We start from the raw sequence: 18,734 nt of genomic DNA on the forward strand, positions 1-18,734 counted from the left end.
CCCCCGTGCAGGCGTGGCTCACCGCGCATCCGGGCTGGGTGCTGGGCGACATCCTGATCACCCATCATCATCACGACCATGTCGGCGGCGTCGAGGCGCTCAAGAAAGCCACGGGAGCGACGGTCTACGGGCCGGCCAGTGAAAGCATCCCGGGGCGGGACGTGGCGCTCAAGGACAACGACAAGGTCCGCGTGCTCGGCTGGGATTTCGACGTCTACGCCGTTCCCGGCCATACCCTGGGGCACATTGCCTATTACCATCACGGGCTGCTGTTCTGCGGCGACACCCTGTTCGCCGCCGGCTGTGGCCGCTTGTTCGAAGGCACGCCGGAGCAAATGCACCGCTCGCTCGGTCGCCTGGCAGCCCTGCCGGAAGACACGCTGGTCTACTGCACTCACGAGTACACCCTGAGCAACCTGAAATTCGCTGCCGCCGTGGAGCCGGGCAACCCGGACATTGCCGCCCGTCTGGAAAAAGTCAGTCATCAGCGGCAGAACGGCGTCATGACCCTGCCCTCGACCATTGCCCTGGAAAAACTCACAAACCCGTTCCTGCGTACCGGTGAAACATTAGTTACACAAAAAGTGGACGAACGGAACGGCGCTCAAAACCGGGCGCCAAGTGAGGTTTTTGCGGCGCTGCGGGCCTGGAAAGATAAGTTCTAAGCCGTTCACTGCCTGGTACAAAAACCTTGAACGGTTGACCGCAGGGGGTGCGCTTTCTAGAATCGCCCGACATTTTTGCCCGGAACTTACTTCCAGCCAATGTCGTCATCCATACGTAAGTCCGTCAATTCAGACGCATTGACCCGCCTGGCGCAAGCCATCGCGGTGGCTGTGTCCGCCACGCTGGCGGGCTGCTCAAGCCATGCACCGCAGACTGAAGCGACCCATACGCCGAACATTGCTGCGCGAGCCAAGCAGAAACCCATCTGGTTGTCCGAAAAGCCCAGCCCGCAGGTGCCTCAGGACATCTGGGCGCGCATGCGCAACGGTTTCCAACTGCAGGAAGGTCTGGGCGTGAACCCGCGCATCGAGCAACAGCGCCTGTGGTTCGCCAGTAATCCATCCTTTCTCGAAAACGCCGGCGAACGCGGCAGTCTCTACATTCATTACATCGTCGAGCGCCTCGAAGAACGCAACATGCCGCTGGAACTGGCGCTGCTGCCGGTCATCGAGAGCGCCTACAACCCGATGGCCTATTCCCGCGCCGATGCGGTGGGCCTTTGGCAGTTCATCCCGTCTACCGGGCGTTCTTTCAATCTGCGTCAGACCCGGTTCTACGATGGCCGTCGCGACATTACCGCCTCGACCACCGCGGCGATGGACTACCTGACCCGCCTGCACGACATGTTCAACGGCGACTGGCTGCTGGCCCTGGCCGCTTACAACGCCGGCGAAGGCACGGTAAGCCGCGCCATCGAACGCAACGAACGTCTAGGCTTGCCGACCGACTACTGGAACCTGCCGCTGCCGGCGGAAACCCAGGCCTATGTGCCGAAACTGCTGGCGCTGTCGCAAGTGGTGCTGGCGCCTGAGGCCTACGGGGTCAACCTCAACCCGATCGCCAACGAACCTTACTTCCAGGTCGTCGAAATCAACCAGCGCATGGACCTGTCCAAGGTCGCGGCGGTGGCCAACATCGACGAAGACGAGCTGTTCCAGCTCAATCCGGCGTTCAAGCAGCGCACCACCATCGACGGCCCGCAGCATCTGCTGGTGCCGACCTCGAAGGCGCAACTGCTGACTGCCAGCCTGCAGACCATGCGTCCTGAAGAGCTGATCAGTCCCCGCTCGCTGAAGCCGGTGTTCGAAGGCGCAGACCCGACCGAAGTCGCCCAGCTCAAGCGTGCCTACCGGGTCAAGCGTGGCGACAACCTCGGTTCCATCGCCAAGGCCAACAAGGTCGAGGTCAAGGACCTGCAACGCTGGAACAAGCTGAACGGCAAGCACCTCAAGGTCGGCCAGACCCTGGTCATGCAGGACACCACCAAACGCACCCCGGCGCGCAAGACCGGCGGTCGCATCAACACCGTGATCGCGGCCAACACCAAGGCCAAAGGCAAGGACGACAGCAAGCAGCAGACCCAGTACAAGGTCCAGCGCGGCGATACGCTGTACGTGGTGGCCAAGCGCTTCAACGTCGAGATGCAGCATCTCAAGCGCTGGAACCCGGGCGCCGGCAAGGCGCTCAAGCCTGGGCAGATGCTCACCGTCTACCAGCCGCACTGACCCGGAGCCCCTGAATTTCAGGGGCTTTTTTTCGTCTGTCATTTTTTGCTGTCGAGGCAGGCGACTTCCACAATCAACCGCGCATCAGGCACCTGTCTTTTTCCTGTCCATACAAGCTGTTACTGTACGGCCCACAAAGCCCAAGCCGCCTGGATCGGATCTGACTTGAAGCGTCCCCTCCTCCTGCTCCTGATCAGCCTGGCCTTGAGCTCCCCCGTCAGCGCGACGATCACCGAAAGCCACGGTTATGCGCAGTTCGGCACGCTCAAGTACCCGGCCAGATTTACCCACTTCGACTGGGTCAACCCGCAAGCGCCCAAGGGCGGCACATTGCGGGTGATGGCGTTTGGCACCTTCGATACGCTCAACCCCTACACCTTCAAGGGCACCAGCCCGGTCACCACCCCGAATTTCCTGCAGTACGGCATCAACGAGCTGAACGAACCGCTGATGGTCGGAACCGGCCAGTACTCGCCGTCCGGCGATGAGCCGGCGTCGAGCTATGGCCTGATCGCGCAATCGGTGGAATACAGCGAAGATCGCAGCTGGGTGGTGTTCAACCTGCGTCCGGAAGCACGCTTCCACGATGGCACGCCGATCACCGCTTATGACGTAGCGTTCTCCTATCGAACGCTGCTCAAGGAAGGTCATCCGCTGTACCGCACGGCGCTGCAGGAAGTGTCTCGGGTCGACATCCTCAACCCGCAGCGCATCCGTTTCATCATGAAGCGTTCAGGCAATCCGTTGCTGATCCTGCGCCTGGGCGAGTTGCCGGTGCTGCCCCAGCATTACTGGAAGGGTCGCGACTTCAAGGCCACCACCTTCGAACCGCCGCTGGGCAGCGGGCCGTACCGCATCACCTCGGTGACGCCGGGGCGCCAGCTGATTTTCGAGCGGGTCAAGGATTACTGGGGCAAGGACTTGCCGGTCAATCGCGGCAAGTACAACTTCGATCGCATGGAAGTCGAGTTCTACCGCGACAGCGACGTGGCCTTCGAAGCGTTCAAGGCCGGCGAGTTCGACATCTATATCGAGCATCAGGCGAAGAACTGGGCCAACGGTTACAACTTTCCTGCGGTACGCCGTGGCGATGTGATCAAGGCGCAGATCCCGCATCAGATCCCGACCCAGAGCCAGGGCCTGTTCATGAACACCCGGCGAGCCACCTTCGCGGACGTCAAGACCCGTGAAGCCCTGGGCCTGATGTTCGACTTCGAGTGGACCAACCGCGCGCTGTTCAGCGACGCCTACCAGCGCACCACCAGCTACTACCCGAACAGCGAATTCAGCGCCGGCGGCCTGCCCGTCGGCCACGAATGGCTGATGCTCAAACCCTACAAGGATCAACTGCCGGCCCGCCTGTTCACCGAGCCGTTCACGTTGCCGAAGACCGACGGGCGCGGCATCCCCCGGGAGACCATGCGCAGGGCTCTGGCGCTGCTGGCCGAGGCCGGCTGGAAGCTCAATGGTCAGCGCCTGCAGAACGCTGCCGGCCAGCCGCTGAGTTTCGAACTGCTGCTGGTCAACCCGAACCTGGAGCGCATCCTCCAGCCATACATCGAGAACCTCAACAGCATCGGCATCGACGCGCGCCTGCGCACGGTGGATCGCGCCCAGTACAAGCAACGCCTGGATCAGTTCGATTTCGACATGATCCTGATGACCCTCAACCAGACCCTCAGCCCGGGACTGGAGCAGTGGCAGTACTTCCACTCCAGTCAGGCCGGGGTCAAGGGCAGCAAGAATTACGCGGGTATCGCCAACCCGGTGGTCGACCACCTGCTCGAGCAGTTGCTCGCCGCCCGCACCCGCGATGAACAAGTCGCCGCGGGCAAGGCCCTGGACCGCGTACTGCTCTGGCAGCACTACAGCATTCCCAACTGGTACCTCAATTATCACCGTCTGGCGTACCGCAACCGGTTCGCTTTCGTCACTACGCCGCCCTATACCCTGGGCCTGAGCGCGTGGTGGCTGAAATCTTCGGAGAAAGATCAATGAACGCCATCCGTACCCTGCTCGTGCAGGCTTGCGGCCTGTTGTTCGCCGGGCTGGCCTGCGCCGCCCCGCAGCACGCCGTGACGCTGTACAACGAGCCACCGAAATACCCGGCGGACTTCAAGCATTTCGATTACGTCGACCCCGACGCCCCCAAGGGCGGGATCTTCCGTCAAGCCGGTTTCGGCGGCTTCGACAGTCTCAATCCGTTCATCAGCAAGGGCGTGCCGGCCGACGATGTCGGGCAGATCTACGACACCCTGACCCGGCACAGCCTCGATGAGCCGTTCACCGAATACGGCCTGATCGCCGGCAGGATCGAAAAGGCTCCGGACAACAGCTGGGTGCGTTTCTACCTGCGCCCGGAGGCACGCTTCCATGACGGCCACCCGGTGCGCGCCGAAGACGTGGTGTTCAGCTTCGAGACCCTGACGAAAGAAGGCTCACCGATGTTTCGCGGCTACTACAGCGATGTCGAGGAAGCCGTCGCCGAAGATCCGCTGACGGTGCTGTTCAAGTTCAAGCACAACAACAATCGCGAACTGCCGCTGATTCTCGGCCAGTTGCCGGTGCTGCCGAAGCACTGGTGGGCCAGCCGCGATTTCAACAAGGGCAATCTGGAAATCCCGCTGGGCAGCGGCCCGTACAGGGTCGCCGAAGTGAAGGCCGGGCGATCGGTGCGTTACGAGCGGGTCAAGGATTACTGGGGCAAGGACCTGCCGGTCAATCGCGGGTTCTACAATTTCGACGTGATGACCACCGACTACTTCCGCGACAACACCGTCGCGCTGGAAGCGCTGAAGGCCGGGCAGTTCGACTACTGGCTGGAAATGACCGCGAAGAACTGGGCCAACGCCTACAACATTCCGGCCGTCACCGAGGGCCGTCTGGTCAAGGAACTGATCCCCAACGGCAACCCGACCGGCATGCAGGGGTTCGTCTTCAACCTGCGCCGCCCGGTGTTCCAGGACGTCCGGGTGCGTCAGGCACTGGGCCTGTTGCTCGACTTCGAATGGACCAACAAGCAATTGTTCAACAGCGCTTACGTGCGCACCCGCAGTTATTTCGAAAACTCGGAAATGGCCGCCACCGGCCTGCCGGACGCCGATCAACTGGCGATCCTCGACCCGTTCCGTCGCCAGCTCCCGGCGCAGGTGTTCAGCGAAGCCTTCGAAAACCCGAAAACCGACGCCAGCGGCATGATCCGCCTGCAGCAACGCGAGGCATATCAGCTGCTGCAAGAGGCCGGCTGGAAGATCGTCGACGACAAAATGGTCGACACCCGCGGCAAACCGGTGGTCATCGAGTTTCTGCTGGCCCAGACCGAATTCGAGCGGGTGTTGCTGCCGTTCAAGCGCAACCTCGCCGATCTGGGCATCGATCTGGTGATCCGCCGCGTCGACGTCTCGCAATACGTCAACCGTGTGCGTTCGCGGGATTTCGACATGATCGTCGGCAGCTTTCCGCAGTCCAACTCACCGGGTAACGAACAACGGGAGTTCTGGATGAGCGCAGCAGCCGACAAGCCCAGCAGCCGCAACTCCATGGGCCTGAAAGACCCGATCGTCGATCACCTGGTGGAGAGCCTGATCAACGCCGATTCACGCAAAAGCCTGGTGGCCCACGCCCGGGCGCTGGACCGTGTGCTGCAATGGGGTTACTACGTGATCCCCAACTGGCACATCAAGAGCTGGCGCGTGGCGTACTGGAACCACATCGGCCATCCGAAAGTCTCCCCAAAATACGACATCGGCATTAATACCTGGTGGGTCAAACCCGACACGAAGCCGGCGGTAGAAGTGCAAACCCAACTGCAAGCCGACCCTGTGGGCACGGAGTAATCAGATGCTGGCGTATATCCTGCGACGACTGTTGCTGATCATCCCGACCCTGTTCGGCATTCTGCTGATCAACTTCGTGATCATCCAGGCCGCCCCCGGCGGGCCGGTGGAACAGATGATCGCCAAGCTCGAAGGCTTCGAAGGCGCCACCAGCCGCATTGCCGGCGGCGGTGCCGAAGTGTCGGTGGCCGGCTCCGCCTATCGCGGCGCGCAAGGTCTGGACCCGGCGCTGATCAAGGAAATCGAGCACATGTACGGCTTCGACAAGTCGGCGCCCGAACGGCTGTGGATCATGGTCAAGAACTACGCCCGGCTGGATTTCGGCGACAGCTTTTTCCGCGACGCCAAGGTCATCGACCTGATCAAGGAAAAGATGCCGGTGTCGATCTCGCTGGGGTTGTGGAGCACGCTGATCATGTATCTGGTGTCGATCCCGCTGGGAATCGCCAAGGCCACGCGGCACGGCAGTCACTTCGACGTCTGGACCAGTTCGGCGATCATCGTCGGCTACGCGATCCCGGCGTTCCTGTTCGCCATCCTGTTGATCGTGGTGTTTGCCGGCGGCAGTTATCTGGACTGGTTCCCGCTGCGCGGCCTGACCTCCAACAACTTCGATGAGCTGAGCCTGGGCGGCAAGGTCCTCGATTACTTCTGGCACCTGGCGCTGCCGGTGACGGCGCTGGTGATCGGCAACTTCGCCACCATGACCCTGCTGACCAAAAACAGCTTCCTCGACGAAATCAACAAACAGTACGTGGTCACCGCCAAGGCCAAGGGCCTGACCCGTAACCGCGTGCTCTATGGCCACGTGTTCCGCAACGCGATGCTGCTGGTGATCGCCGGTTTCCCGTCGGCATTCATCGGCATCTTCTTCACCGGCTCCCTGCTGGTGGAAGTGATCTTCTCCCTCGACGGTCTCGGCCTGATGAGTTTCGAAGCGGCGATCAACCGCGATTACCCGGTGGTGTTCGGCACACTGTTCATCTTCACCCTGCTGGGTCTGGTGGTGAAACTGATCGGCGACCTCACCTATACCCTCGTCGATCCGCGCATCGACTTCGCCAGCCGGGAGCATTGAGATGAACCTGTCCCCTCTCAACCGCCGGCGCTTCGAACTGTTCAAGGCCAACAAGCGTGGCTGGTGGTCGCTGTGGCTGTTCCTGATTCTGTTCGGCCTGAGCCTCGGCGCCGAGCTGATCGCCAACGACAAGCCGCTGGTGGTGCACTACGACAACAACTGGTACTTCCCGGCGATCAAGCGCTACCCGGAAACCACCTTCGGCGGCGAATTCCCGTTGGAAGCCAACTACAAGAGCCCGTACATCCAGGAACTGCTCAAGGTCAAAGACGCGTGGGTGCTGTGGGCGCCGATTCCATTCAGTTACCAGAGCATCAACTACGATTTGAAAGTCCCGGCCCCCGCCCCGCCCTCGTCGGTCAACCTGCTGGGCACCGACGATCAGGGCCGCGATGTGCTGGCACGGGTGATCTACGGTTTCCGGATTTCCGTGCTGTTCGCCCTGACGCTGACCGTACTCAGCTCGATCATCGGCGTGATCGCCGGCGCCTTGCAGGGCTTCTATGGCGGCTGGGTCGACCTGGCCGGCCAGCGCTTTCTGGAGATCTGGTCGGGTCTGCCGGTGCTGTACCTGCTGATCATCCTCGCCAGCTTTGTCCAGCCGAATTTCTGGTGGCTGCTGGGGATCATGCTGCTGTTCTCGTGGATGAGCCTGGTGGACGTGGTGCGCGCCGAGTTCCTGCGCGGGCGTAACCTTGAATACGTGCGGGCGGCCCGGGCGCTGGGGATGCAGAACGGCGCGATCATGTTCCGCCACATTCTGCCCAACGCCATGGTCTCGACCATGACCTTCATGCCGTTCATCCTGACCGGCGCCATCGGCACCCTCACCGCCCTGGATTTCCTCGGTTTCGGCCTGCCGGCCGGCAGTCCGTCGCTGGGTGAACTGGTGGCCCAGGGCAAATCCAACCTGCAGGCGCCGTGGCTGGGCATGAGCGCGTTTGCGGTGCTGGCGCTGATGCTGAGCCTGCTGGTGTTTATCGGCGAGTCCGCTCGCGATGCCTTCGACCCGAGGAAGTGAAATGAATCAGGACAATCTGATCGAAGTCCGCAATCTCGCCGTCGAGTTCGGTACGGGTGACCGCACGCACCGGGTGGTCGAGGGTGTGAGTTTCGACATCAAGCGTGGCGAGACCCTGGCGCTGGTGGGCGAGTCCGGCTCGGGCAAATCGGTGACGGCGCACTCGATCCTGCGTCTGCTGCCCTACCCGCTGGCTCGCCACCCTGCCGGCAGCATCTCCTACTCCGGGCAGAACCTGCTGGAGCTGAGCGAAAAGACCATTCGTCACATCCGCGGCAACCGGATCGCGATGATCTTCCAGGAGCCGATGACCTCGCTCAACCCGCTGCACTCGATCGAAAAACAGATCAATGAAGTGCTCGGCATCCACAAAGGCCTGACCGGCAAGGTCGCGACCAAACGCACGCTGGAGCTGCTGGAAATGGTCGGCATCCCCGAGCCGCACAAACGGCTCAAGGCCCTGCCCCACGAGTTGTCCGGCGGCCAGCGCCAACGGGTGATGATCGCCATGGCGCTGGCCAACGAGCCGGAACTGCTGATCGCCGACGAACCGACCACCGCGCTGGACGTGACCGTTCAGCTGAAAATCCTCGACCTGCTCAAGCAATTGCAGGCCCGATTGGGCATGGCGCTGCTACTGATCAGCCACGATTTGAACCTGGTGCGAAGAATTGCGCATCGCGTATGTGTCATGCAGCGCGGTTGCATCGTCGAACAGGCATCGTGCGCAGAACTGTTCCGTTCTCCGCAGCATCCGTACACCCGGGAGCTGCTGGCGGCGGAGCCTAGCGGAGGCCCGGCGAGCAATGAAATCGGCGCGCCGCTGTTGCAGGTCGAGGATTTGAAAGTCTGGTTCCCGATCAAGAAAGGCCTGTTCAAGCGCACGGTGGATCACGTCAAGGCCGTGGACGGCATCAACTTCAGCCTGCCTCAGGGTCAGACTCTGGGCATCGTAGGAGAAAGCGGTTCGGGCAAGTCCACCCTCGGTCTGGCCATTTTGCGGCTGATCGGCAGCCAGGGCGCGATCCGTTTTGAAGGCAAGCAGCTAGACTGCCTGACGCAGAACGAGGTTCGCCCGTTGCGTCGGGAGATGCAGGTGGTGTTTCAGGACCCGTTCGGCAGCCTGAGCCCGCGGATGTGCGTGAGCGACATCGTTGGCGAAGGTTTGCGGATCCACAGGATGGGCACCGCCGCCGAGCAGGAAGCGGCAATCATTGCGGCATTGAAGGAGGTAGGTCTGGATCCGGAAACCCGACACCGCTACCCCCACGAATTTTCCGGTGGGCAGCGGCAGCGTATCGCCATTGCCCGGGCCCTGGTGCTCAAGCCGGCGCTGATCCTGCTGGACGAGCCGACTTCGGCCCTCGACCGGACGGTGCAGCGGCAAGTGGTGGAGCTGTTGCGTTCACTGCAAGCCAAGTACAACCTGACGTATTTGTTCATCAGCCATGACCTGGCTGTCGTCAAAGCGCTGAGCCACCAGTTGATGGTGGTCAAGCATGGCCAAGTGGTCGAACAGGGAGACGCGCAAAGTATCTTTGCCGCCCCCCAACATCCGTATACACAGCAGTTGCTGGAAGCCGCTTTTCTGGCACCAGCCACTGCGCAATAACCTGAAAGAGGAGCAACACATGGGTTTTCTCGCCGGTAAGCGCGTACTGATCGTCGGTGTCGCCAGCAAGCTGTCCATCGCATCCGGCATCGCTGCCGCCATGCATCGCGAGGGCGCTGAGCTTGCCTTCACTTATCAGAACGAAAAACTGAAAGGTCGCGTCGAAGAGTTCGCAGCAGGCTGGGGCTCCAGCGCTGAACTGTGCTTCCCGTGCGACGTGGCCAGCGATGCGGAAATCGCCAAGGTCTTCGAAGAACTGAGCAAGAAGTGGGACGGCCTGGACTGCATCGTGCATTCCGTCGGCTTTGCCCCGGGCGACCAGCTGGACGGCGACTTCACCGAAGTCACCACCCGTGAAGGCTACCGCATCTCCCACGACATCAGCGCCTACAGCTTCGTCGCCCTGGCCAAGGCCGGTCGCGAAATGATGAAGGGCCGCAACGGCAGCCTGCTGACCCTGTCCTACCTGGGCGCCGAGCGCACCATGCCGAACTACAACGTCATGGGCATGGCCAAGGCTTCGCTGGAAGCCGGCGTACGTTACCTGGCCGGCTCCCTGGGCCCGGAAGGCACCCGCGTCAACTGCGTATCGGCCGGCCCGATCCGCACCCTGGCCGCTTCCGGCATCAAGAGCTTCCGCAAGATGCTGGCCGCCAACGAAGCGCAGACCCCGCTGCGTCGCAACGTCACCATCGAAGAAGTCGGCAACGTCGGCGCCTTCCTGTGCTCGGACCTGGCGTCCGGCATCAGCGGTGAAATCACCTACGTGGACGGCGGCTTCAACACCACCGCCATGGGCAACATCGAAGAGTAATCTTCGGACTGCCGATAAAAAGCCCGCCAGAACCGGCGGGCTTTTTCATGCCTGCGATTTCATTGAGCCTGCATTTGCTGCTCGCTGGATCATTGACAACGCTTCAAGGCCTGTTTGTGCTCATACATCGCCGCATCCGCATCCACCAGCAGTTTGTCCACCGTTGCATGCCGTCGCGGGTCGTATTCGATCTGTCCGACACTGAAGCGGATCGCGTAACCCCGGTGCAACGTGGCATTGCGCTCTTCGAGAATTTCCTTGAGTCGCACCATGATTCGGGTGGTTTCCACGTGACTTGAGCCGGTCAGCAACGCCACGAACTCATCGCCACCCAGCCGCCCCACCACATCGCTCTCGCGAAAGGCAATGCGCAGCACATCGGCGAACGTCTTGAGCGCACTGTCGCCCTCGGCATGCCCATAAAGATCGTTGATCTGCTTGAAATCATTCAGATCGAAAAACAGCAGCGTCGCCGGTTTTTCCATGCGTGCACAGGCGTCCAGTGCGTGCTGGGCGAGCATCTTGAAGCCGCGCCGGTTGGACAGCAGCGTCAGTTCGTCCATGCTCGCCATCTGCACGGCCATCAGTTCCTGCTCGGCCATGCCGGCCAGATCGCGCAACAAGGCGCGTTCTTCATCGTCAAGATCGCGGGGTTTGGTGTCGATCAGGCACAAGGTGCCCATCTTGTTGCCGTCGGGAACGGTCAGCGGGTAACCGGCATAGAAACGGATCTTCGGCTCCCCCGTCACCAGCGGGTTGTCATGAAAACGCTCGTCCTCTCGGGCGTCAGGCACCAGCAGGAGTTCATCCTTGAGGATCGCGTGGCCGCAGAATGAAACCGAGCGCGGTGTTTCGGTGGTGTCCAGGCCCACGCAGGACTTGAACCATTGCCGCTCCTTGTCCACCAGCGTGACCAGCGCGATCGGTACATTGAACAGGCGCCTGGCCAGACGGGTCAGGCGATCGAAACGCTCTTCGGGGGCGGTGTCCAGAAGATTCAATCCGTGCAACGCCTGTATACGTGCTGCTTCATTAACGGGTTTGCCTGGGACCAGCATCACAGTTTCCCTTGTTGTCAGAGACCTTCAGCGTAGCTCGATTCCACGGCGACTCAAACCCTCATCCCCCCGCGACCGGGCATGGGCCGCCCGCATCCGCCCAAAGCTTGAACTGGGTCACGAAGATATCGTGGGGCACCGGCACCGGTTGTCGCCCTGCACCGGGGTTCCAGCCCCAGAGCACCAGTTTGTCCTCGCTGACGTGCTTGATCAGCGCGGCGAAATCCCGGTCTCCGTTACTGCTGCGGTCCTTGATCATCGCGCACAGGCGATCCGGCGGCAGGCCGATCCAGGCCATCTTGTGCGAGGCCGGCGGCAGGCTCCAGTGCGGCGCACCGGGCGGTGCATGGGGGCCGTAGCTGGCCGGCGGATTGCTCTCGGCGTGGCAGGTGGCGCATGGCAAACCGGCGGCGCCCTTGCCGTCCATACCACGCACCACGTTCATCCCGTGAGGCGTGCCGGCGTCGAACTGCAACGGTGAATCGCCGGGAATGTGGCAGTTCTGGCAACGCGGGCTCTGGAAGACCTTTTGCACGGTGCCGAAGGCTTTCAAGGCTTCCTGATCGTCAGCGAACAGATCCGAGGCGTAACCGCCCAGACCGACCAGGATCACGGTGCCCAACAGCAAATGACGTTTCATCTCACACCCCCGACAGTTGCAGCGGCAGTTCCCGCAGACGCTGCCCGGTCAGGGCGAACACTGCGTTGGCCACCGCCGGCGCCGTGGGCGGCACACCGGCCTCGCCGATGCCGCCGGGCTTGTCGGTGCTCGGCACGATATGCACCTCGACCACCGGCATCTCGTTCAGCCGCAATACTTGATAGTCGTGATAGTTGGACTGCACGACCTGACCATCCTTGAGCGTCAGTTTGCTGTGCAGCGCCATGCCCAGACCGAAAGTGATGCACGACTCCATCTGCGCCGCGATGCTCTGCGGATTGACCGCGATCCCGCAATCCACCGCGCACACCACCCGGTGCACACGGATCTTCAGATTGTCCTGGGATACCTCGGCCACTTGCGCCACGTAGCTGCCAAAAGATTCGTGTACCGCCACGCCCAGCGCATGCCCATCCGGCAACGGCGCTTTCCAGTCGGCCTTCTCCACCGCCAGGTTCAACACGCCGAGGTGCCGGGCATGATCCTTGAGCAGCGTTCGACGGTACTCCACCGGATCCTTGCCCGCCGCCGCAGCCATTTCATCGATCAACGACTCCATGACAAACGCGCTGTGGCTATGGCCCACCGAACGCAGCCACAGCACGTTGATGCCGGTGGCCGGCGAATGCAGTTCGACCTGATGGTCGGCCAGCCCCTGAATGTATGGGCTGTCCGCCACGCCCTCGACCGAAGTCTGGTCGACGCCGTTCTTGACCATGGTTTGTTCCAGCATGGTGCCGGCCATGATCGATTGCCCGACCAGCACGTGCTGCCACGCCAGCGGCATGCCGTCGGTGCCGAGACCGATCCGCGCCTGATGCAGGAACATCGAGCGGTAGTAACCGCCGCGAATGTCATCCTCCCGCGACCATACGGTTTTCACCGGCATCGCAGCAGCCTTCGCCACTTGCACCGCTTCGGCGACGAAATCCGAAGTCGGGTTGGCCCTGCGCCCGAAGCCGCCGCCGAGGAATTCGGTGTGGATCTCCACCTGCTCCGGTTTCAGCCCGGTGATCTTGCCGGCGATCATCTGATCCAGCGTCTGGAACTGCGTGCCAGTCCAGATCTCGCATTTGTCGGCGGTGATTTTCACCGTGCAGTTGAGCGGCTCCATCGGCGCGTGGGCCAGATAAGGCACGCTGTACTCGACATCGATTTTCTTCGCCGCTTTGCCAAAGCGGCCCTTGGCATCGCCCGCCTGACTGGCGGAAATGCCCGGTGTCGCGGCGAGTTTGCGGAAACTCTCCAACAGTTTTTCGCTGCTCAGATCCGCGTGCGGCCCCAGATCCCAATCGACTTTCAGCGCATCACGCCCCAGTTTCGCCGCCCAGTAATGATCGGCGATCACCGCCACCCCGGTCGGCACCTGCACCACTTTGCGCACGCCGGGAATGGCCAGCGCCTGCGCGCCTTCGAAGGATTTGACGCTGGCCCCGAACACCGTCGCCCGGGCGACCATGGCCGTCATCAAGCCGTCGAACTGCACGTCCATGCCGAACCTGGCACGGCCGGTGATTTTCTCCGGGGTATCGAGGCGCCTGGTGGGTTTGCCGATGACTTTCCAGTCCTTGGCCTGTTTGAAGGTGATCGACTTCGGATCCGGCACCGGCAGTTGCCCGGCGGCGTCCGCCAATTCGCCGTAGGTGGCGCGCTTGTCACCGGCAATCACCACGCCGGATTCGGTGCGGATCGTCGAAGGTGCCACGTTGAAACGCTTCGCCGCCGCCTCGATCAACATCTGCCGTGCGGTGGCGCCCGCGAGTCGGTAGCGGTCGAATTCCATCCAGGTCGAGGTCGAACCGCCGGTGATCTGCATTCCGCCAAACGCCGGCATGCCGTAGTCGGCAGCCGAGGCCGGTGAATGCTCGACACGGATCTTCGACCAGTCGGCGTCCAGTTCTTCGGCAATCAGCATGGTCAGGCCGGTCCAGATGCCCTGGCCCATTTCCGAATGCCCGAGCAGCACGGTGACGCTGTTGTCCGCCGCAATCCGCAGAAACGCGTTCGGCGCAAAGGCCTTGCCTTCATTTTCCGCCGCCGTGGCAAACCGGTTGGCACCGGGCACCATGAAGGCCACGACAAGACCACCGCCCAGCACGGCGCTGCCCTTGAGAAATCCGCGACGGGATACAGGACTGTTCATCGCTCACCTCCCCTCGCTCAGCCGATGTCGGCGGCACGTTTGACCGCGGCGCGGATTCTTGGATACGTGCCGCAGCGGCAGATATTGCCGGAGAGCGCCTGATCGATGTCGCTGTCGGTGGGTTTGGGGATCTTCGCCAGCAACGCGGCGGCGGACATGATCTGCCCGGACTGGCAGTAGCCGCACTGCACCACGTCCAGCTCGGCCCAGGCCTGTTGCACCGGGTGCGAACCATCGCTCGAGAGACCTTCGATAGTGAGAATTTTCTGGCCATTGGCAACAGCGGTTGCCGGCGTGATGCAGGATCGCAACGGGGCACCATCGACGTGCACGGTGCAGGCCCCGCACTGGGCCATGCCGCAACCGAACTTGGTGCCGGTCAGGTGCGCGACATCGCGCAGAACCCAGAGCAACGGCATGTCCGCAGGGACATCGAGCTCCTGATCCTTGCCATTGATGTTCAAGGTCAGCATCGGGGATTTCCTCAGACTCACGGTGTTCTGAAGGGGCGCGGCTACAGCCGTCAATGCTGTGCCTGCCTCGGCTTATCCCTTTCAGCTAAGCGCATTTTCATCCAACGACCAGCCGCTGCGACCACCGGTCATGGCTGCGTCGTCAGCGGTACCGGCAGATGAAGCACGATCTGGGCGTCCTTGATCACGTCCAGACGCAAGATTCGCGTAGCTCCGAGGCCGTCGAGCAACTGGCTCAGCGGGCCACCGTTGCGATCCAGCTGCACATCGCGCGGAAACAGACGATGGGCAAAGGACAATGTGTTGCTCTGCACCACGCTCTGATGCCACAGACCATCGACCAGATGAATCATGGTCGCGGTGCTCATGCGTGATTGCGGTGTGACGTTTTTCAGGGTCGGCAGCGGCGCTTTCAGGATCAGATCCGGCAGGCCCTTGGGCCCATCAATGCGGGCGCTGATGCTGTTGCCGATGTTCACGTTGATATCGGCGCGCCACTTGGGCAGTTGATAGCCGTGCACGCCGCGCACCCGGGCGATGTCCGTGTTCACCGGCAGCGCCAGCACATGGGCGGTGAAGTTGCGCCGGCGCATGGCGTCCATCAGCTCCAGCGCGTGGGAGCCTCGGGCGCCGGGGCGACGCACGACAATCGCCACGGAGACTTCGTCGTACGGGTCGTTGTCGCAGACCGAATAGGAGAAAAACGTCAGCGCCACCAGCCCATAACCGGGAAACGCCCGCAGCGGCTCAAGCGGTGCCGGCAACGTGGCGCGCAAGCGGTCCAGCGGTGCGAGAAACAACAACTGCACGCTGCCGGAACGGTAATAGAAGTTTGGCGCCCAGGTCGGTCCGACTCTGGACACCACCTGCTGCTTGGGAATGCGCCGGAAGAAATCAATGTTGCCGGCAGCCTTGTCCCGGGCCACTTCGTCGAGGTTGGGGTTCATGCGGAAACGGTCGTAATAACCGCCCTCCAGCACCTCGACCTTGTGCGATCCGAATTCCACCTCTGTAAAGCGCTTGTTCATGTCCGCTGACCTTCTCGCTGAATGCCCCGGCGGATGGCCGGTGAACAAGACTCTAAGGTTCAACCGAACTTCAAGGTCAAGCGCACCACGGCTATGGCGCACCATTCACGCCAGCGATGACCGTTCGGAACTTGCTTGACCTTCAAGCTCACTTCAATCCTAGAGTTCATAGCGCTTGTCTTCACCCTTCACGTTTTCGTTCCGCATTTTCAGGAGAAGCAAACATGGGCTATGTCACAACGAAAGACGGCGTCGAAATCTTCTACAAGGACTGGGGCCCGAAAGACGCCCCGGTGATCCACTTCCACCACGGCTGGCCGCTGAGCGCGGACGACTGGGATGCGCAGATGCTGTTCTTCCTCGCTCAGGGCTTCCGGGTGGTGGCCCACGACCGACGCGGTCACGGGCGTTCGAGCCAGGTCTGGGACGGCCACGACATGGATCACTACGCCGACGACGTGGCGGCAGTGGTCAATCATCTGGGGACGCAGAAAGCCGTGCACGTCGGCCACTCCACCGGTGGCGGTGAAGTCATCCATTACATTGCGCGACATGGTGAGGATCGGGTCTCCAAAGCCGCGATCATCAGCGCCGTACCGCCGCTGATGGTGAAAACCGAAAGCAATCCGGGTGGTCTGCCGAAGTCGGTGTTTGACGATCTTCAAGCCCAATTGGCGGCCAATCGTGCGCAGTTCTATCACGATGTCCCGGCTGGCCCGTTCTATGGCTACAACCGGCCCGGGGCCAAGCCTTCGGAACCCGTCGTGCTCAACTGGTGGCGTCAGGGCATGATGGGCGGCGCCAAGGCGCACTATGACGGCATCGTCGCCTTCTCGCAGACCGACTTCACCGAAGACCTGAAAGGCATTTCGATTCCGGTGCTGGTGATGCACGGTGACGACGATCAGATCGTGCCGTACGAAAACGCCGGCGTGCTGTCGGCCAAATTGCTGAAAAACAGCACGCTGAAAATCTACCCGGGCTTCCCCCACGGCATGCCGACCACCGAGGCCCCCACCATCAACGCGGATCTGCTGGCCTTCATTCGCGGCTGATCCCGTTGGCCGGGGTCAGGCGTTCTCTGGCCCCGGCTATTCTTCGGTTCGCCCGGTACCTTCACGATCACGCAGGTAATGTCTGGCCACGGGAAAGGCTGGCAGCCACGACTCGCGACGCACCGTCCAGAGTTCATAAGTCGGCTGCAATTGATCGGGCGCATCCAGCGCGCCCAGACTGATCTCGATTTCATCGCCACTGCGGCCGAACACCGACGAACCACAACGCGGGCAGAAAAACCGTCCGGCATAGTCTCGGGTTTCGCCAGTGATGGTCACCGCAGCCGCCGGAAAAATCGCCGCCGATGCAAACAGCGCGCCATGGTGTTTGCGGCAATCAAGACAGTGACAGACACCAACCCGCCAGGGTTCTCCTGACGCCTCGATACGCACCTCGCCGCACAGACAACCGCCGGTCAATCGGTCCATTGGGACACCTCGTCTGAAAATGGAATATCCGGTGAGTGAAAATAGCAGCCCTCCGGGGGAACGCTTACAATCGTGGACCATTAACACTACTCAGACAGACCCTTTCCTTCATGGCGCTCGACCCCCTTACGCTGCTCACCCTTTCCGTCGCCCTGGCAGCGGCAGCCGCCCTGTATCTCGCGGTCGAATGGCGCAGCATCCGCGAATCCTCGTTGCTGTTCTGGAGCGCCGGTTTCGCCACCATCACCGTCGGCTCGAGCCTGGCCCTCTTGCGCGCCAACGGTTTTCCGCTGCTCGGTATCTGGTTCGCCAACGGCTTGCTGGTGGTCGCTCACTGGTTGTTCCTGCTGGGTGTTGCGCGGTTTACCCAGCGCTCGTTAACGCGAGCCTGGTACTTGATGTTCCTGCTCTGGCTGGCGTTGCTGCTGTTACCGGATGACCCGTCGTGGTCGAAGATCATGCTGATGGCCAACTCGCTGCTGGTGGCCTTGTTGATGGTGCGAGCCAGCCTGTTGCTGCGCCCGCATGGCAAGTCGCTGAGCATCGGCGCGGTGCAACTGCGTTACGTCTTGCTGATTCACGGCCTGTTTTATTTCAGCAAGGCGATCATCGCCGTGATTCCCGGCACGCTGATCGACCTGGCGGCGTTTCGCGGCACGATCATCCAGATTTCCCTGGTCGAAGGCGCGATGGCAATCATGCTGATCGCGCTGTCGATGACCGGGACCGAGCGCTACCGCCGGGAAAAACAGATCGCCGAACTGGCCGCCCGGGACCCGCTGACCGCGCTGTACAACCGCCGCGCCCTCGAAGTCCGCGCCCCGCGCCTGTTCGATCAAGTGTCCAGCGATCACCCCGGCGCCCTGCTGTTGATCGACATCGACAACTTCAAACTGATCAACGATCTGTATGGCCACACCGCCGGCGACCGCCTGCTGATCTCGCTCAGCGAAATGATCCGCTCACAGCTGCCCCAGGGCGCGCTGGCGGCAAGGCTGGGCGGTGACGAATTCGTCATGTTGCTGGGCGATGCCGCTCACGAACAGATCATGGTGCTGGGCAGCGAGCTGCGTGTGCAGTTTCAGGAAATGACTGCGCAGGCCTACATCACGCCTGAAGCCGTCACCCTGAGCATTGGCGCCAAGGTGTTCGATCAGCCGCCGGTGAGCCTCGCGGCGTTGATCGAACAGGGTGACAGTGCGCTCTACGAATCCAAGCGCGGCGGACGCAACCGGATTCGTCTGGTGGACTGCACCTGACCTATCCTTGCCTGCATCCCGATACGCCGGAGTTCG

At 61.9% G+C, this 18,734-nt stretch carries 16 protein-coding genes; 10 read left to right on the top strand and 6 right to left on the bottom strand.

Annotated features, from left to right (window positions below):
• The 8 genes from gloB to fabI all read left to right on the top strand — a co-directional run.
• Positions 1 to 665: hydroxyacylglutathione hydrolase (gloB, locus tag BBF94_RS17755; RefSeq protein WP_065260290.1), on the top strand; the 665-nt coding region annotated here is incomplete at its 5' end.
• 99 nt (positions 666 to 764) lie between these two features.
• On the top strand, positions 765 to 2,231 hold the full coding sequence (locus tag BBF94_RS17760; protein ID WP_065260291.1) for a transglycosylase SLT domain-containing protein: 1,467 nt from the start codon (positions 765 to 767) through the stop codon (positions 2,229 to 2,231).
• 165 nt (positions 2,232 to 2,396) lie between these two features.
• The gene (locus BBF94_RS17765; RefSeq protein ID WP_065260292.1) at positions 2,397 to 4,229 is read left to right on the top strand and encodes an extracellular solute-binding protein; all 1,833 of its coding nucleotides are present in this window, start codon (positions 2,397 to 2,399) and stop codon (positions 4,227 to 4,229) included.
• Positions 4,226 to 6,067, top strand: coding sequence for an extracellular solute-binding protein (locus BBF94_RS17770; RefSeq protein WP_065260293.1), 1,842 nt, complete (start codon positions 4,226 to 4,228; stop codon positions 6,065 to 6,067). The genes BBF94_RS17765 and BBF94_RS17770 overlap by 4 nt, the downstream gene beginning before the upstream one ends.
• A 4-nt stretch (positions 6,068 to 6,071) precedes the next feature.
• Positions 6,072 to 7,145, top strand: coding sequence for a microcin C ABC transporter permease YejB (locus tag BBF94_RS17775; RefSeq protein WP_065260294.1), 1,074 nt, complete (start codon positions 6,072 to 6,074; stop codon positions 7,143 to 7,145).
• Position 7,146: 1 nt separating this feature from the next.
• Positions 7,147 to 8,166, top strand: coding sequence for an ABC transporter permease (locus BBF94_RS17780; RefSeq protein WP_065260295.1), 1,020 nt, complete (start codon positions 7,147 to 7,149; stop codon positions 8,164 to 8,166).
• Position 8,167: 1 nt separating this feature from the next.
• A complete protein-coding gene (locus tag BBF94_RS17785) occupies positions 8,168 to 9,778 on the top strand; it encodes an ABC transporter ATP-binding protein (protein ID WP_065260296.1) in 1,611 nt (536 codons plus the stop codon).
• 19 nt (positions 9,779 to 9,797) lie between these two features.
• Positions 9,798 to 10,592: an enoyl-ACP reductase FabI gene (gene fabI / locus BBF94_RS17790; RefSeq protein ID WP_065260297.1), complete on the top strand. Its 795-nt coding sequence runs from the start codon at positions 9,798 to 9,800 to the stop codon at positions 10,590 to 10,592.
• 89 nt (positions 10,593 to 10,681) lie between these two features.
• Here the strand turns inward: fabI and BBF94_RS17795 are convergent, their stop codons facing one another.
• From BBF94_RS17795 to BBF94_RS17815, 5 genes are all read right to left on the bottom strand, one after another.
• On the bottom strand, positions 10,682 to 11,650 hold the full coding sequence (locus tag BBF94_RS17795; protein WP_065260298.1) for a sensor domain-containing diguanylate cyclase: 969 nt from the start codon (positions 11,648 to 11,650) through the stop codon (positions 10,682 to 10,684).
• 61 nt (positions 11,651 to 11,711) lie between these two features.
• The gene (locus tag BBF94_RS17800; RefSeq protein WP_065260299.1) at positions 11,712 to 12,290 is read right to left on the bottom strand and encodes a hypothetical protein; all 579 of its coding nucleotides are present in this window, start codon (positions 12,288 to 12,290) and stop codon (positions 11,712 to 11,714) included.
• Position 12,291: 1 nt separating this feature from the next.
• Positions 12,292 to 14,454 carry a xanthine dehydrogenase family protein molybdopterin-binding subunit gene (locus BBF94_RS17805; protein ID WP_065260300.1) on the bottom strand — a complete coding sequence of 721 codons (2,163 nt, stop codon included), beginning with the start codon at positions 14,452 to 14,454 and terminating at the stop codon, positions 12,292 to 12,294.
• Positions 14,455 to 14,471: 17 nt separating this feature from the next.
• Entirely contained in the window at positions 14,472 to 14,927 is a 456-nt protein-coding gene (locus tag BBF94_RS17810) for a (2Fe-2S)-binding protein (protein WP_065260301.1), read from the bottom strand.
• A gap of 128 nt (positions 14,928 to 15,055) precedes the next feature.
• A complete protein-coding gene (locus BBF94_RS17815; RefSeq protein WP_065260302.1) occupies positions 15,056 to 15,955 on the bottom strand; it encodes an acetoacetate decarboxylase family protein in 900 nt (299 codons plus the stop codon).
• 224 nt (positions 15,956 to 16,179) lie between these two features.
• On the opposite strand from BBF94_RS17815, the gene BBF94_RS17820 reads away from it, so the two are divergent.
• The gene (locus BBF94_RS17820) at positions 16,180 to 17,010 is read left to right on the top strand and encodes an alpha/beta fold hydrolase (protein ID WP_065260303.1); all 831 of its coding nucleotides are present in this window, start codon (positions 16,180 to 16,182) and stop codon (positions 17,008 to 17,010) included.
• Positions 17,011 to 17,046: 36 nt separating this feature from the next.
• On the opposite strand, the gene BBF94_RS17825 is transcribed toward BBF94_RS17820, so the two are convergent.
• Positions 17,047 to 17,439, bottom strand: coding sequence for a GFA family protein (locus BBF94_RS17825; protein WP_065260304.1), 393 nt, complete (start codon positions 17,437 to 17,439; stop codon positions 17,047 to 17,049).
• Between the two features lie 110 nt (positions 17,440 to 17,549).
• Between BBF94_RS17825 and BBF94_RS17830 the strand changes: the two genes are divergently transcribed.
• Positions 17,550 to 18,698, top strand: a complete 1,149-nt coding sequence (locus BBF94_RS17830; protein ID WP_065260305.1) for a GGDEF domain-containing protein — start codon at positions 17,550 to 17,552, stop codon at positions 18,696 to 18,698.
• The last annotated feature ends 36 nt before the right edge of the window (positions 18,699 to 18,734 follow it).

The organism is Pseudomonas bananamidigenes, from assembly GCF_001679645.1.
GTDB lineage: Bacteria > Pseudomonadota > Gammaproteobacteria > Pseudomonadales > Pseudomonadaceae > Aquipseudomonas > Aquipseudomonas bananamidigenes.